This is a genomic window from Microbispora amethystogenes (genome assembly GCF_016863015.1).
GTDB lineage: Bacteria > Actinomycetota > Actinomycetes > Streptosporangiales > Streptosporangiaceae > Microbispora > Microbispora amethystogenes.
Genome location: NZ_BOOB01000065.1, coordinates 1 through 14317, shown reverse-complemented (window position 1 = coordinate 14317; position 14317 = coordinate 1). Strand labels below are relative to the sequence as shown.

Genomic DNA, 14317 nt, shown 5'->3' with positions numbered 1-14317 from the left:
GACCACCTCCCCGCCGGTGAGCGGCGCGGCGCCGTCCGGAGTGGTGACGCCGCTGACGGCCCCGCTCATGACGCCGTCGCGTAGCGGTTGGCGGGGCGGGGCAGGCCGAGCCGCCCGCGCAGGTCCCCGGTGTCGTACGCCGTTCGGAACGCGCCCGCCGCCCGCAGTTCGGGCACCAGGCCCCGGGTGATCGCCACCAGGTCGCGCGGCAGCTCGCCCGGCCGGAGGCGGAATCCGTCCAGCCCCGCCTCGCGCCAGCTCAGCAGCAGGCCCGCGAGCGCCTCCGGGGTGCCGGTGAAGACGTGGGCGTCCGAGACGAACTCGCCCCCGTCGAGGTCGTCGAGCCGCGCCTTCCGGTCGGCCGCGCCGCCGGTCTCCAGGAAGACAACCAGGTCCGCGAAGACCTTCAACGGCGGCCCCGCCCGTCCGGTCGCGGCCTCCGCTTCGCGCACCTGCTCGACGACGGCCGAGGCGTCCTCCCGGTCCCGCGGCGTGACGTACACGACGTCGGAGGCACGGGCGGCGAACTCGTACGGCTGCCGGTCGTGGGCGAGGGAGGTGACGAGCGGCTGCCCCTGCGGCGGGCGCGGCGTGATCGAGGGGCCCTTCACGCTGAACCAGTCACCCTGGAAGTCGATGTAGTGCAGCTTCTCGCGGTCGACGAACCGGCCGGTCGCGACGTCCCTGATCTCGGCGTCGTCCTCCCAGCTGTCCCACAGGCGGCGGACCACCTCCACCGCGTCGGCGGCCTCGCCGAGCAGGCCGGCCACGTGCCGGGTGAAGGCGGGATCGGCGCGGTCGGAGAAGTCCAGCGGAGGCAGGACCCGGCGGCCGAAGTGCGCGGCGTGGTCGGGGCGGCCCGAGACCTGGGGCCGCCAGCCGGCCCTGCCTCCGCTGATGTGGTCGAGGGAGGCGATGCCGATCGCGACGTGGAACGGCTCGGTGTGGGTCGTGCCGGTGGTCGGCACGAGGCCGATCCGCGAGGTCAGCGGCGCGACGCCGGAGGCGATCAGCACCGCGTCGAGCCGTCCGCGCACCTGGTCGAGCCGCTCGTCGGGCTCGTTGAGGCGGGTCGACTGCAGGCCGAGGGCGTCTTCGAAGGTGACAAAGTCGAGCAGGCCGCGTTCGGCCTCCGCGACGAGGTCCGCCCAGTAGGCGAGGGTGAACAGCCGGTCCGGTCGCGCGCCCTCGGCCCGCCAGGCGGCCGGGTGCCAGCCCGCCCCGTCCAGTGCGACGGCGAGGTGCAGGGTCATCGGTTCTCCTTCGTACGGGGGGCCGGCACGGGGGCGGCGGGCTCGCTGAGAGCCGGGTCGCGGTGGGCGAGGCCGAGATGGTCGCGGAGGGTGGGCCCGGTGTACTCGGCCCGGAAGACGCCCTTCTCCTGCAGCAGCGGGACGACCTTGTCGACCAGTTCGTCCAGCCCGCCCGGCGTCAGGTGGGGCACGAAGATGAAGCCGTCGGCGGCGTCGGTCTGCACGAAGTGGTCGATCTCGTCGGCCACGGTGCGCGGTGTGCCGATGAAGGTCTGCGGCGCGGAGACCTCGATGGCGAGCTCCCGGATCGACAGGTTCTTCTCCTCGGCGAGGGCGCGCCACTTGGCCACCAGCTCGCCGCGGTCGCGGCGGAAGGCCGCGTGTCCCCTGGACACGCCCTCGTCCAGGTCGGGCTCGACGTCGGGCAGCGGGCCGTCCGGGTCGTACGCCGACAGGTCGCGGCCCCAGACGGCCTCCAGGAAGTAGATCGCCTGCTGCGGGCCGACCTGCGCGCGGCGGATCTCGGCGGCCCGTTCCGCGGCCTCGGCCTCGGTGTCGCCGAGCACGTACGTCACCGCGGGGAGGATCTTGAGGTCCTCGGGCCGCCGCCCGTACGCCGCGAGCCTGCGCTTGACGTCGCGGTAGAAGGCGCGGCCCTCCTCCAGCCTGCTGTGCCTGCTGAAGATCACGTCGGCCGAGGACGCGGCGAACTCGCGGCCCTCGTCGGAGTCTCCGGCCTGGATGATCACCGGATGGCCCTGCGGGCCCCTGGGCACGTTGAACAGCCCCGAGATGTCGAAGTGCCGGCCCTGGTGCCGGAAGGCGGTGACGCCGCCGGGCCGCAGGAACCGCCCCGCCTCCGGGTCGGCGGCCACCGCGTCGGGAGCCCAGGAGTCCCACAGCTCCCTCGCGGTCTCCAGGAACTCCTTCGCCCGGCTGTACCGGTCGGACTCGTCCAGGAAGCCGCCGCGGCGGAAGTTCTCGCCGGTGAAGGCGTCGAAGCTGGTCACCACGTTCCACGCGGCGCGGCCGCCGCTCAGGTGGTCGAGCGACGCGAGCCTCCTCGCCACCTCGTACGGCTCGTTGAAGGTGGAGTTCACCGTCGCGGCGAGTCCCAGGTGGGTGGTGACGGCGGCCAGCGCGGCGAGGACGGTCAGGGACTCCGGACGGCCCACGACGTCGAGGTCGTGGATGCGGCCCTTCGCCTCGCGCAGCCGCAGTCCCTCCGCGAGGAAGAAGAAGTCGAACCTGCCCCGTTCGGCGGTCCGGGCCAGGTGGCGGAACGACTCGAAGTCGATCTGGCTGCCCGACGCGGGATCGGACCAGACGGTCGTGCTGTTCACGCCCGGGAAGTGCGCGGCGAGATGGATCTGCTTGGTCATCGGGCGCTCCTGGTGAGGGAAACCTATTAACACAGTAGGGATTAAGGGTTTTTGCGTCAATCGTCACCGTGGAACTGATGAAAGGAGTGGGCACTCGCCGGACGCGCCGGTGTCCCGGCCGTCCGGAAAGGGACCCCGGTTGGCCTCTTGACGGGGGGTTGACCTATCCTCTCCGTCACGTCACCCATCTGCTCCAGGGTTGGGCGGGCCATAGGACGCGGTGACGGGACGCGGCGACCGGGGCCGGGTGAGCAGTGGCCGGGCCGGCGCGAACGAAGGGGTGGCGTAGTGGCGCTCAGTGACGACGCCGAGCCGGGGCCGGTGACGGCGGCCGGCGCCGACGTGTTCACCGCCGACGAGGAGATCGGCCGGGACCTCGCGAAGGTCGACTGGCACGCGACCCCCCTCGGGCCGCCGGACGAGTGGCCGCAGAGCCTGCGGACCGCGGTGAGCATCCTGCTGTCGTCCCGGTTCTCCATGTGGATGGCGTGGGGCCCGGAGCTCACCTTCTTCTGCAACGCCGCCTACCGCCGCGACACCCTGGGGCGCAAGTACCCGTGGGCGCTGGGCCGGCCGGCCAGCGAGGTGTGGGCGGAGATCTGGAACGACATCGGTCCCCGGATCGGCACCGTGCTCGCCACGGGACAGGCCACCTGGGACGAGGCGCTGCTGCTGTTCCTCGAGCGGTCCGGCTACCCGGAGGAGAGCTACCACACGTTCTCCTACAGCCCGCTGCGCGACGACTCCGGCGCCGTGGTCGGCATGTTGTGCGTCGTCATGGAGGACACCGAGCGGGTGGTCGGCGAGCGCCGCATGGCGACCCTGCGCGATCTCGGCTCCGACCCCAGCGTGGTCCGCACCGAGCAGGAGATGCTGGCCTTCACCTGCCGTCAGCTCGGCCACAACCGGCGCGATCTCCCGTTCACGCTGACCTATCTCTTCCAGGACGACGGCGGCGCGCGGCTGGCGGGTGTGACCGGCATCTCCGCCGGGCACCCGGCCGCCCCCCTGACCCTGCCGGCCCGCGACTCCGGCGAGGCGGTGTGGCCCGTGGCGGCGCCGGCCCGGGGGGAGTCGGTGCTCGTGGAGCTCGACGCCGCCGGGTTCTCCGGGCTGCCGTCCGGTGACTGGCCGGAGCCGCCCGCCCAGGCGCTGCTGGTGCCGCTGCTCCAGCAGGGCAGCGCGCCGTACGGGTTCCTGGTGGCCGCGCTCAACCGGTACCGGCTCCTAGACGAGGGCTACCGCGGGTTCCTGGAACTCGCCGCCGGGCACGTCGCCGCGGGGATCGCGAGCGCCCGCAGCTACCAGGCGCAGCAGCGGCGGGCCGAGGAGCTGGCCGAGCTCGACCGGGCGAAGACCGTCTTCTTCTCCAACATCAGCCACGAGTTCCGCACCCCGCTGACCCTGATCATGGGACCGGTGGAGGAGCTGCGGGGCCGGCTGCAGGGAGCCGACCCGCAGGTGCGCGAGGAGCTGGAGGCCATCCGCCGCAACGGGCTGCGGCTGGGCAAGCTCGTCAACACCCTGCTCGACTTCTCCCGCATCGAGGCCGGCCGGATGCAGGCCCGTTACGAGCCCGTCGACCTGGCCGCGGTCACGGCCGAGCTGGCCAGCCTCTTCCGCTCGGCCATCGACAAGGCGGGCCTGGACTTCGAGGTCGACTGCCGTCCCCTGGACGAGCCGGTCTACATCGACCGCGGCATGTGGGAGAAGGTGGTCCTGAACCTGCTCAGCAACGCGCTGAAGTTCACCTTCGACGGCTCGGTCGGCGTGTCGGTGCGCGGGGAGGGCGGCCACGCGGTGGTCACCGTCACCGACACCGGCATCGGCGTCCCGGCCGACGAGGTGCCGCGACTGTTCGAGCGGTTCCACCGCATCGAGAACGCCCGCTCGCGCTCCAACGAGGGCAGCGGCATCGGCCTGGCGCTCGTGCAGGAGCTCGTCGGCCTGCACGGCGGCACCATCGCCGCCGAGAGCGCCGAGGGCGAGGGCACCCGCTTCACCATCCGCCTGCCGTTCGGCGCCGCGCACCTGCCCGCCGAGGCGATCACGACGGCCGCCGGCGGCAGCGTGGCGTCCGCCACCGCCGACCCCTTCGTCCAGGAGGCCCTGCGCTGGCTGCCGGCGGACGACGCCGCCGCGTCCGGCGGGGACGACATGGAGCTGACCGCCCAGGACCCCTCCGCCTCCCGCCCGGCGGGCGTCCCGGCGCGGGTGCTGGTGGCCGACGACAACGCCGACATGCGCGGATATCTCGTCCGGCTCCTCACGGGCGCGGGATACCTGGTCGACACCGTCGGCGACGGGCAGGACGCGCTGGACGCCATCCGCGCCGACGCCCCCGACCTCGTGGTGAGCGACGTGATGATGCCCCGCCTGGACGGCCTGGCGCTGGTCGCGGCGTTGCGGGCCGATCCGCGCACCGCCGCCGTCCCGGTGCTGCTGCTGTCGGCGCGGGCGGGCCAGGAGGCGTCCATCGAGGGCCTGCAGGCCGGCGCCGACGACTACCTCGTCAAGCCGTTCGCCGCCGCGGAGCTGCTCGCGCGGGTGCGGGCCAACATGGAGATGGCGCGGCTGCGCCAGCACCAGGCCCGCTGGCGCACGGCGCTGGTCGACTCGCTGCAGGAGGCGTTCTTCGTCTGCGACGAGAACGGCGCGGTCGTCGAGATCAACAGCGCGTTCGCCGACATGCTCGGGTACGGCCCCGAGGGCCTGCCGTACAGGCCGATCCACCCGTGGTGGCCGGACCGGGACGTCGACCCCGCCGCCCACCGGCAGGTCGCCGACGCCTTCGCGGGCATCGTCGGCCCGGGCCAGGGCAGCTACACCATCCCGGTCACCCACCGGGACGGGCACCGGCTGTGGATCAGTGTCACCTTCAACCAGGCGCAGGACCCCGACACCGGGCGCCAGGTCGTCGTCGGCACCTTCCGCGACGTCACCGCCGAGCACTACGCCATCCAGCGGGAGAGCGCCCTCGCCTCCCTCAGCACGTCGCTGTCCCAGGCCGGAAGCCTGACCGACGCGCTGTCGGGGGCGCTGGGGGAACTGCGCACCCTGTGGCGCGCCCGGCACGTGCTGGCCGCCGTCTTCGAGCACGAGGGCGACCCCACCCTCACCGCCACCGACGAATCGCTGACCTGGCGCGCGCTGCCGGCCGGACGCCGCGAGGCGCTCACCGGCCTGCGCCGGCGGCCCCTGCTGACCCCGGCCGCCGACCGCAGCGGAGTCGGCGTGCTGCTGGAGCATCCCGACGGCCCGATGGCGCTGTGGGTCGAGCTGGGCGACCAGCGGCCGTTCTCCCGGGAGGACGAGCTGCTCCTGTCGCTGCTCGCCGGGCACCTCGCCCAGGGGCTCGTCCGCGCGCACCAGATCGACCAGCAGCGCGAGACCGCGATCGCACTGCAGCGCGCCATCCTCGGCCCCGCCGACCTGCCCGAAGGGTTCGCCGTCCGCTACGAGCCCGCCACCCGTCCCCTGGAGGTCGGCGGCGACTGGTACGACACCATCGCCCTGCCCGGCGGGAACATCGGCATCGTCGTGGGCGACTGCGTCGGGCGCGGTGTGGAGGCGGCCGCCGTCATGGGGCAGCTGCGCAGCGCCTGCCGCGCGCTGCTCCTGCAGGACGCCAGCCCGGCGCGCACGCTCATGGCCCTGGACCACTTCGCCGCCGGCGTCCCCGGCGCGAAGTGCACCACCGTCTTCTGCGGCGTGCTCGACCCGGAGACCGGGGTGCTGACCTACTCCAGCGCCGGGCACCCGCCGGGCATCCTCGCCCACCCCGACGGCACCACCCGCCTGCTCGAAGACGGGCGGTCGATCCCGCTGGCCGTCCGGCCCGGCGCGGAACGCCCGGAGGGCCAGGCGGTCATCCCCGCGCGCGCCACTCTCATGCTCTACACCGACGGCCTGGTCGAGCGCCGCCGCAGCCCGCTCAACGCGGGCATCGACCAGGCCAGCCGGGCCGTGCAGGACGGCCGGGACGCCGCGGTCGACGACCTCGCCACGCAGGTGATGGTGCGGCTGGCGCCCGCCGACGGCTACGACGACGACGTCGCCCTGCTGCTCTACCGCCACCCCGCCCCGCTGGAGATGGCCTTCCCGGCCGAGTCGTCCCAGCTGGCGCCCGTCCGCAGGGCGCTGCGGACCTGGCTCGCGCAGTGCGACCTGCCGGCCCAGACCATCCAGAACGTCCTGGTCGCCGCCGGAGAGGCGTGCGCCAACGCCATCGAGCACGGTCACCGCGACGCCCCCGGCGACATCGTCCGCCTGCGGGCCGAGGCCTTCGTGGACAACCTGCGCCTCGTGGTCGCCGACACCGGCCGCTGGAAGTCTCCCAAGGCAGAGGAGAACACCCACCGCGGGCGCGGTGTCGCCCTCATGCGCGCCATGATGCAGCAGGTCACCATCACGCCCGGCCCGTCCGGCACCATCGTCGACATGCACACGAGGATCGCCTGATGACCACGCCCCTCACCCTCACCTCCAGCCGCCGCGCCGACGGCGCCGCGCTGCTGACGGCCACCGGCGAGATCGACATGAGCAACACCGACGCGCTCGCCGAGGCTCTCGGCAACATGCCGGGCCCCCTAGTGCTGGACCTGACCGCCGTCGAATACCTCGACAGCGCCGGCCTGAGCGTCCTGTTCGCCCACGCCGACCACATCACCCTCATCGCCAACCCGCTGCTCACCCCCGTCCTGGACATCTCCGGGCTCGCCGGGCTCGCTCCCGTGCAGACCGCCGAGCACGAGGCCCCCATCACGTCGTAGCGACCCCGCCGGCCTCCGCGAACCGGCGCGTCGCGGGCCGGGAAGGCGCCGTGCAAGACCGGGTAAAGCCCCTCCGTGCCGCTCCGCGGGGGCGTTAGCGTCGCGCCGACCAGCCGCGCAGCCGCGTCTCCGCCGTCTCGCAGTCACCGTGCAGTAGTCACTGTGCGGTAGTCAGCGTGCAGTAAGTCGCCGCGCAGCCGCCGCCCGCGGCCGGTCGTCGTGACCGTACGGGGGGCCGGGCGCCGCCCGCCATGTCGGGGGGATGCGTGACAGGTGCAGGTGTCACAGGAGCGCGGAAGAAAGCGGCGGTGACCGGAGTGTTCGCGGTCCTCGGGGGGCTCGTCCTCGCCGGTTGCGCCGCGGGGCCGCCCGCGTCCCGGCCCGTGCCGCGGGCCGTGACGCCCACCGCGCCGCTGTCCCCGTCACCAGCACCGGCGCGGTCACGGGGCGCCGCCGCACCTCCGGAGGGGCCGGAGCAGACCGACGTCTACGCGGCCGACCGGCCCGGCATGCTGAGCCCGGTCGTCAAAGGGTTCCGCTCCCTGGTGTACGTGCCCAACAGCGAGAGCGGCACGGTCGACGTCATCGACCCGGAGACGTACCGGATCGTGCGGCACTTCACGGTCGGGGCGCTGCCGCAGCACGTGGTGCCGTCGTGGGACCTGAAGACCCTGTGGGTGAACAACAACCGGGGCAACTTCCTCACCCCCATCGACCCGCGCACCGGCAGGCCGGGCCGGCCGGTGCCGGTGGACGACCCGTACAACCTGTACTTCTCGCCGGACGGCGCGTACGCGCTGGTCATGGCGGAGCGGAACAACCGGCTCGACCTGCGCGACCCGCACAGCATGAGACGGCTGCGCTCGCTGCCGCTGCCCTGCCGCGGCGTCAACCACGGCGACTTCACCGCCGACGGCTCGGTGTTCCTGGCCAGCTGCGAGTTCAGCGGCGACCTCGTCGTCGTCGACTGGCGCACGCCCAGGCTGATCCGCCGCGTCCACCTCGGCCACATGAGCATGCCGCAGGACGTGAAGCTGTCGCCCGACGGCCGCGTCTTCTACGTCGCCGACATGGAACGGCACGGCGTGTGGCTGGTGGACGCGGCGACGTACGAGGTCGTCCGGTTCATGCCGACCGGCCGGGGCGCGCACGGGCTCTACGCCAGCCGCGACTCGCGCCACCTGTACGTGTCGAACCGCGGCGAGGGATCGGTGTCCGTCGTGTCGTTCGCCCAGCGGAAGGTGGTCGACGTCTGGCGCATCCCCGGCGGCGGCTCCCCGGACATGGGCGGCGTCTCGGCCGACGGCACCAAGCTGTGGCTGAGCGGCCGCTACCACGGCGTCGTCTACGTCTTCGACACCCGGACCGGCAGGGTCCTCCGCACCATCCCCGTCGGAGCCGGGCCGCACGGGCTGTGCGTGTATCCGCAGCCCGGCCGCTACTCGCTCGGCCACACCGGCGTCTTCCGGTGAGCCGTGCCTCCGGTGCTCTGCACCTCTGATCGACCTGTGCTTCCGAGCGGCCGGTGCTGCCCACAGACCCGGGCTTCGGGTGACCTGCGCCGCTCGGTGTCCTCTGTCCCGCGTCCTCGGTCCCGTGTCCGGCGGCGATCACGCGCCCGCGGTGACGGCCCTCAGCTCGTCGAGCGACTCCCGCATGAGCCGCGGCAGGTCCGGGCCGTCGGCGTCGCCGGCCCAGCGTTCGAACGCGATCTTGAAGACGGCGATGCCCGCCTCCGCCGCCAGGCTCGCGGCCGGCTCGGCCACGCCGCGCCCGCGCAGCGCCCCGGCGAGGGACGCGGCGAGCGACGCGAGTTTGATCAGCTCGCGCTCCCGCAGCTCCGCGTGCGCGGCGACGACGGCGTTGCGCCGCCGCGCGAACTCGCGGCGTTCCTCGAACATGCCGCCCGCGACGTCGAGGGCCGTCGCGATCGCGTCCATCGGCGCCGCGGTGTCGGGCGCGCCCGCGACGGCGTCCACGAGAAGCTCCTCCAGCGCGTGCGAGCCGTGGAACAGCACCTCGCGCTTGTCGGCAAAGTGCCGGAAGAACGTCCGCTCCGTTAGCCCCGCCCGCCTGGCGATCTCCGCGACCGTGGTCTGGTCGAACCCGCGCTCCGCGTAGAGCTCCAGCGCCGACCGCTCCAACCGGCCGCGCGCGTCCGGCTCCCATCGACCCATGCCCTGATCGTAGCCGCATGACAGTCACTGACATCGTGACGTATCCTGACGACAGTGACTGACATCAATCCTCGTGCGCGGCCGTGTGCCGGGGACGGTCACCCGTCGGGAGGTTCTCTCATGCGCGTTTTCGTCACCGGGGCGTCGGGCTGGATCGGCTCCGCCGTCGTGCCCGAGCTCATCGGCGCGGGTCACGAGGTCACCGGTCTGGCCCGGTCGGACGCCTCGGCCGAAGCCCTCACCCGGGCCGGGGCTCGGGTGCGTCGCGGCACGCTCGACGACCTCGGCACCCTGCGGAGCGAGGCCGCCGAGTCGGACGGGGTGATCCACCTCGCGTTCAAGCACGACATCGCCTTCTCGGGCGGCTTCGGGAAGGCCGTCGGCGCGGACCGCCGGGCCGTGGAGGCGCTCGGGGAGGCGCTCCAGGGCACCGGACGGCCGCTCGTGATCGCTTCAGGCACCCTCGGCCTCAAGCCGGGAGCCGTCGCGACCGAGCAGGACGGGATCGAGCCGGGCTCCGCGCATCCGGGCGGCGGCCCCCGGGGGCGGCTGGAGACGGCGTTGCTGACGCTCTCCCTGGCCTCCCACGGCGTGCGGTCGTCGGTCGTACGCCTCCCCCCGACGGTGCACGGCGAGGGGGACCCCGGTTTCATGGCCGCCCTGGTCGGCATCGCCCGCGAGAAGGGCGTCTCCGGTTACGTCGGCGACGGGGCGAACCGCTGGCCCGCCACGCACCGGCTCGACGCCGCGCACCTGTTCCGGCTGGGGCTGGAGAAGGCCCCGGCGGGGACGGTGCTGCACGCCGTCGCCGACGAGGGCGTGCCGATCCGGGCCGTCGCCGAGGTGATCGGCGGCCATTTGGACCTGCCGGTGGTCTCGGTCGCCCCTGAGGAGGCGAGCGCGCACTTCGGCTGGCTGGGCGATGTCGTCGGGGCCGACAGCCCGGCGTCGAGCGCGCTGACCCGCGACCTGCTCGGCTGGCGGCCGGTGCAGCCCGGCCTCCTCGACGACCTCGGCAAGGGCCACTACTTCTCCTGACGGCCGGGGGCGGGCGGAAGATCTTACGGGTCGCGAACGGCCGCGCCCGAAGCGGCCCCGGTGGGGCGGCGGCGGTCTACCCTCGGCGCGTGAAGGTGCTGCTGACCGGTTCGGCCGGGTTCATCGGAAGTCACGTCGCCGAGGCGCTGACGGCGGCCGGGCACGAGGTGACGGGCCTCGACCTGCGGGCGGGCGGCGTCGAGGGCGGAGACGTGCGCGACGAGACGGCCGCCGGCCGGCTGCTGCCGGGCGTGGACGCGGTGGTCCACCAGGCGGCCAAGGTCGGCCTCGGCGTCGACGTGGCGGACCTGCCCGACTACGCCTCGGTGAACGTGTACGGCACGGCCGTGCTGCTGGCGGCCATGGCGCGGCACGGCGTCGGCCGCCTGGTGCTTGCGTCGTCCATGGTCGTCTACGGCGAGGGCGCGTACGAGTGCGGCGAGCACGGGCCGGTCCGGCCCCGTCCCCGGGCCGCCGAGGACCTCGACCGGGGGATCTTCGAGCCGCGCTGCCCCGGTTGCGCCTCGCCGCTCACGCCGGCGGTGATCGGAGAGGACGCGCCCGCCGATCCCCGCAACGCCTACGCCACCACGAAGCTGGCGCAGGAGCATCTCGCGGCCAACTGGGCCAGGGAGACCGGCGGCGTCGCCGTCGCCCTGCGGTACCACAACGTCTACGGTCCCCGGATGCCCAGGGACACGCCGTACTCGGGAGTCGCGGCGATCTTCCGGTCGGCGCTGGAGGCGGGGCGCGCCCCGCGCGTCTTCGAGGACGGCGGGCAACGGCGCGACTTCGTCCACGTCCGCGACGTCGCGCGGGCCAACCTGGCGGCGCTCGCCGCGGGGCGGGAGGGCGCCGTGTCCGCGTACAACGTCGCGAGCGGACAACCGCACACGGTCGGGGAGATGGCCGCGGAACTGGCCGCGGGGCGGGGCGGGCCGCGCCCGGTCGTGACGGGGGAGTACCGCCTCGGCGACGTGCGGCACATCGTCGCCTCGCCGGACCGGGCGCGGGCGGAGCTGGGCTTCCAGGCGCGCGTCGGGTTCGCCGAGGGCATGCGGGAGTTCGCCGCCGCGCCGCTGGGCTGAGCCGGTCACGATGCGACGCCGCGCGGGCCGATCGTACGGGCCGGGCGTACTGATCCGGTCGTGCTGATCCACCTGTACAGGGCAGGCGGGGCGGGATGGCATCCTGGTGTCCCGTCAGACATGATCCGTCAGTCATGATCCAGGTGAGCGAGCGCGATGAGAATCGTCGAGGACGACCTGTCCGGCCCGGAGATCGCCGAGTTCCTCGAGGAACACCTGCGGGAGATGCGGTCCGTCACGCCCCCGGAGAGCAAGCACGCCCTGGACCTCGACGGCCTCCGCCGTCCGGAGGTCACGTTCTGGTCGGTGCTGGACGGCGGCGCCGTGGTGGGCTGCGGGGCGATCAAGAGGCTCGATGAGGCCCACGCCGAGCTGAAGTCGATGCGGACGGCGTCGGCGCGCAAACGCGCGGGGATCGCGTCCCTGCTGCTGCGGCACATCCTCGACGAGGCCGGGCGGATGGGCTTCGCGCGCCTGAGCCTCGAGACCGGCTCGGAGGAGCACTTCCTGCCGGCCAGGAAGCTGTACGAGAAGTTCGGGTTCACCTACTGCGCGCCCTTCGGCGACTACCGTCCCGATCCGCTCAGCGTGTTCATGACCAGGGCGCTCTGAGGCGGACCGCCCTGAGGGACGGTCACCTCCGGGAGAAGACCTCGGCCTGGCGGCGGACGTGCGCCGCCTTCCTCCGGTGGGCGACTCCGTCGCAGGCCAGGACGTCGCTGCGGCGGTCTCGCAGCGCCAGGTGGATGGCGGCCAGCCGTTCGTGCGCGGCCGCGAGGTTCGCGCACAACGACTGCGCCCGCTCGCACAGGATCTCCCTGCGGGCCGCGGCCTCCGCGCGCAGCCGCCGCGACTGATCCAGCAGCGCCGCCCGGCGCTCCCGGTCGGCGGCGGCCGGTGTCCTCGTGGAGGCCGCGTCCGTACCCGGCGCGGGCGGGAGGAGGTCCAGGGAGGAGCCGCGCAGCAGCACGAGCTGTGGTCCCGGCGACGGCACGGCCGGGGCGGCGCGCACCACGGTGGGGCGTCCCGGTAGTCCCTCGGGCCAGAGCAGGGAGAGCAGGCGGCCCAGCGGACGGCTCGCCCAGACGATGAGGCCGCCGGCCGCCGCGGCGGCGTCGTCGTGCACGCGCTCCAGCAGGCGCACCCCGGCGAGGTCGCAGAACCGCAGGCGGACCGCGTCGATCACCAGGTGGACGCGGCCCTCGGTCACCAGCGGCGTGATGACCGCTTCAAGCCGCCCGGCGCTGAACACGTCGAGCTCCCCGCCCACGGTGACCACCGCGGAGTCGGGCTCCCGATGAGTGGCGTCGATGAAGAGCTCCATATCGGCCTCCTTTCCCCGCGTGAAGTGGGGAAACGGGAATCGGGCGATCGGATTTCGCTGCCCACGCCTGCCGTATGAATCCTGACTTCCGAGGATATGGGCCAATTGTGGGTGTGATTTTCGGGCGGGACGTCGTCGTGGTGGCCGCCTCGGCCGGCGGAGTCGAGGCCCTGAGGTCGCTGCTCGGCGGCCTGCCCGGCGACCTGAGGGCGGCCGTCATGGTCGTCCTGCACATCTCGCCGCGGGCGGGCAGCGCCCTGCCGGGCACCCTCGACCGGTCGGGACCGCTGAAGGCCGCCGCGGCGCAGGACGGTGAGCCGCTGCGGCACGGGCACGTGTACGTGGCCCCGCCCGACCTCCACCTGCTGCTGGACGGGGACGCCGTCCGGCTGTCCCGTGGCCCGCGGCACAACGGGCACCGGCCCGCCGCCGATCCGCTGTTCCTCAGCGCGGCGGCCTTCGCCGGGCCGCGTACCCTCGCCGTCGTCCTCAGCGGCACGCTCGACGACGGAGCCCGCGGGTGCGCGCAGGTGGAGAGCCGGGGTGGTCTGGTCGCGGTGCAGGACCCCGAGGAGAGTCCGTTCGACGGCATGCCGCGCGCGGCCATCGCGGCGACGGCGCGGCCGATGGTGGCCGGTCTGGCGGACATCGCGGCGTGGATCGTCCGGCAGAGCGACGGCGCCCGCGAGGTGAAGGGGGAGACGGTGGACCAGGAGCTCGAACGGGAGCTGTCGCCGTTCTACTCGCACGGGGCGCTGCCCCGGCCGCCCGGTGATCTGAGCGCCCTGACCTGCCCCGACTGCAACGGCCCGTTGTACGAGGTGCCCACCTCTCCCAACGGGCACTACCAGTGCATCGTGGGGCACGCCTGGTCCCTGGAGAGCATGATCGACGGCCAGGGCGAGGCCGTCGAGCGCGCCTTCTGGGTGACCATCCTGCGGCTGGAGGAACGGCTGCGCCTGATGACCCGGATGCTGTCCACCGCGCAGCGGCATGGGCAGACGATGACGGCGCGGTGGCTGCGGAGGCAGGTCGAGCAGGGCCGGGACACCGTGAAGGCGCTGCGCCGCCTGCAGAGCCAGAGCGGCTGGGAGGCGCCGGTCGCGGTCACCGAGGGCGACCTTTGGCGGGTGGTGGACAGGTAGGTGAAGGGTTCCGCGGTGCGCACGTTGTGGTCACTCAGGGTGCGGATTTCGTCACGGTGGCATGAACCCGGGGGATACGATCCGGGTGTGGAGGTGGCCAGGCAGGCGCGGGCGCACGTGGCGCGTCTCGACCTCAGT

Annotated in this window: 11 protein-coding genes; 7 read left to right on the top strand and 4 right to left on the bottom strand. The window is 73.7% G+C overall.

Annotation, left to right across the window (positions count from 1 at the left end; translation table 11 throughout):
- Positions 1 to 65: 65 nt before the first annotated feature.
- Together Mam01_RS33865 and Mam01_RS33860 are read right to left on the bottom strand one after the other, a co-directional pair.
- Entirely contained in the window at positions 66 to 1253 is a 1188-nt protein-coding gene (locus tag Mam01_RS33865; protein WP_204289249.1) for an LLM class flavin-dependent oxidoreductase, read from the bottom strand.
- On the bottom strand, positions 1250 to 2635 hold the full coding sequence (locus Mam01_RS33860; protein ID WP_204289248.1) for an NtaA/DmoA family FMN-dependent monooxygenase: 1386 nt from the start codon (positions 2633 to 2635) through the stop codon (positions 1250 to 1252). Before Mam01_RS33860 ends, Mam01_RS33865 begins: the two co-directional genes overlap by 4 nt.
- A gap of 288 nt (positions 2636 to 2923) precedes the next feature.
- Between Mam01_RS33860 and Mam01_RS33855 the strand changes: the two genes are divergently transcribed.
- The 3 genes from Mam01_RS33855 to Mam01_RS33845 all read left to right on the top strand — a co-directional run bounded on the left by Mam01_RS33855 (position 2924) and on the right by Mam01_RS33845 (position 8879).
- Complete coding sequence (locus Mam01_RS33855; RefSeq protein WP_204289247.1) at positions 2924 to 7096, top strand: SpoIIE family protein phosphatase; 4173 nt, start codon at positions 2924 to 2926, stop codon at positions 7094 to 7096.
- A complete protein-coding gene (locus Mam01_RS33850) occupies positions 7096 to 7407 on the top strand; it encodes an STAS domain-containing protein (protein WP_204289246.1) in 312 nt (103 codons plus the stop codon). Before Mam01_RS33855 ends, Mam01_RS33850 begins: the two co-directional genes overlap by 1 nt.
- Positions 7408 to 7715: 308 nt before the next feature.
- On the top strand, positions 7716 to 8879 hold the full coding sequence (locus Mam01_RS33845) for a YncE family protein (protein WP_204289245.1): 1164 nt from the start codon (positions 7716 to 7718) through the stop codon (positions 8877 to 8879).
- Between the two features lie 138 nt (positions 8880 to 9017).
- Here the strand turns inward: Mam01_RS33845 and Mam01_RS33840 are convergent, their stop codons facing one another.
- On the bottom strand, positions 9018 to 9584 hold the full coding sequence (locus Mam01_RS33840; protein WP_204289244.1) for a TetR family transcriptional regulator: 567 nt from the start codon (positions 9582 to 9584) through the stop codon (positions 9018 to 9020).
- Between the two features lie 120 nt (positions 9585 to 9704).
- Here Mam01_RS33840 and Mam01_RS33835 point away from each other — a divergent pair, with 120 nt between their 5' ends.
- The 3 genes from Mam01_RS33835 to Mam01_RS33825 all read left to right on the top strand — a co-directional run bounded on the left by Mam01_RS33835 (position 9705) and on the right by Mam01_RS33825 (position 12322).
- A complete protein-coding gene (locus tag Mam01_RS33835; protein ID WP_204289243.1) occupies positions 9705 to 10622 on the top strand; it encodes an SDR family oxidoreductase in 918 nt (305 codons plus the stop codon).
- A gap of 89 nt (positions 10623 to 10711) precedes the next feature.
- On the top strand, positions 10712 to 11710 hold the full coding sequence (locus Mam01_RS33830; RefSeq protein WP_204289242.1) for an NAD-dependent epimerase/dehydratase family protein: 999 nt from the start codon (positions 10712 to 10714) through the stop codon (positions 11708 to 11710).
- A 156-nt stretch (positions 11711 to 11866) separates the two neighbouring features.
- The gene (locus tag Mam01_RS33825) at positions 11867 to 12322 is read left to right on the top strand and encodes a GNAT family N-acetyltransferase (RefSeq protein ID WP_204289241.1); all 456 of its coding nucleotides are present in this window, start codon (positions 11867 to 11869) and stop codon (positions 12320 to 12322) included.
- A 22-nt stretch (positions 12323 to 12344) separates the two neighbouring features.
- Here the strand turns inward: Mam01_RS33825 and Mam01_RS33820 are convergent, their stop codons facing one another.
- Positions 12345 to 13034 (bottom strand): STAS domain-containing protein, encoded by a 690-nt coding sequence (locus Mam01_RS33820; protein ID WP_204289240.1) that lies wholly within the window; start codon positions 13032 to 13034, stop codon positions 12345 to 12347.
- 107 nt (positions 13035 to 13141) lie between these two features.
- On the opposite strand from Mam01_RS33820, the gene Mam01_RS33815 reads away from it, so the two are divergent.
- A complete protein-coding gene (locus tag Mam01_RS33815; RefSeq protein WP_204289239.1) occupies positions 13142 to 14179 on the top strand; it encodes a chemotaxis protein CheB in 1038 nt (345 codons plus the stop codon).
- Positions 14180 to 14317: the final 138 nt, after the last annotated feature.

Coding starts and splice junctions, on each gene's coding strand:
- Mam01_RS33850 (WP_204289246.1), top strand. CDS start 7,096: ATGACCACGCCCCTCACCCTCACCTCCAGCCGCCGCGCCGACGGCGCC.
- Mam01_RS33860 (WP_204289248.1), bottom strand. CDS start 2,635: ATGACCAAGCAGATCCATCTCGCCGCGCACTTCCCGGGCGTGAACAGC.
- Mam01_RS33865 (WP_204289249.1), bottom strand. CDS start 1,253: ATGACCCTGCACCTCGCCGTCGCACTGGACGGGGCGGGCTGGCACCCG.
- Mam01_RS33840 (WP_204289244.1), bottom strand. CDS start 9,584: ATGGGTCGATGGGAGCCGGACGCGCGCGGCCGGTTGGAGCGGTCGGCG.
- Mam01_RS33835 (WP_204289243.1), top strand. CDS start 9,705: ATGCGCGTTTTCGTCACCGGGGCGTCGGGCTGGATCGGCTCCGCCGTC.
- Mam01_RS33820 (WP_204289240.1), bottom strand. CDS start 13,034: ATGGAGCTCTTCATCGACGCCACTCATCGGGAGCCCGACTCCGCGGTG.
- Mam01_RS33825 (WP_204289241.1), top strand. CDS start 11,867: ATGAGAATCGTCGAGGACGACCTGTCCGGCCCGGAGATCGCCGAGTTC.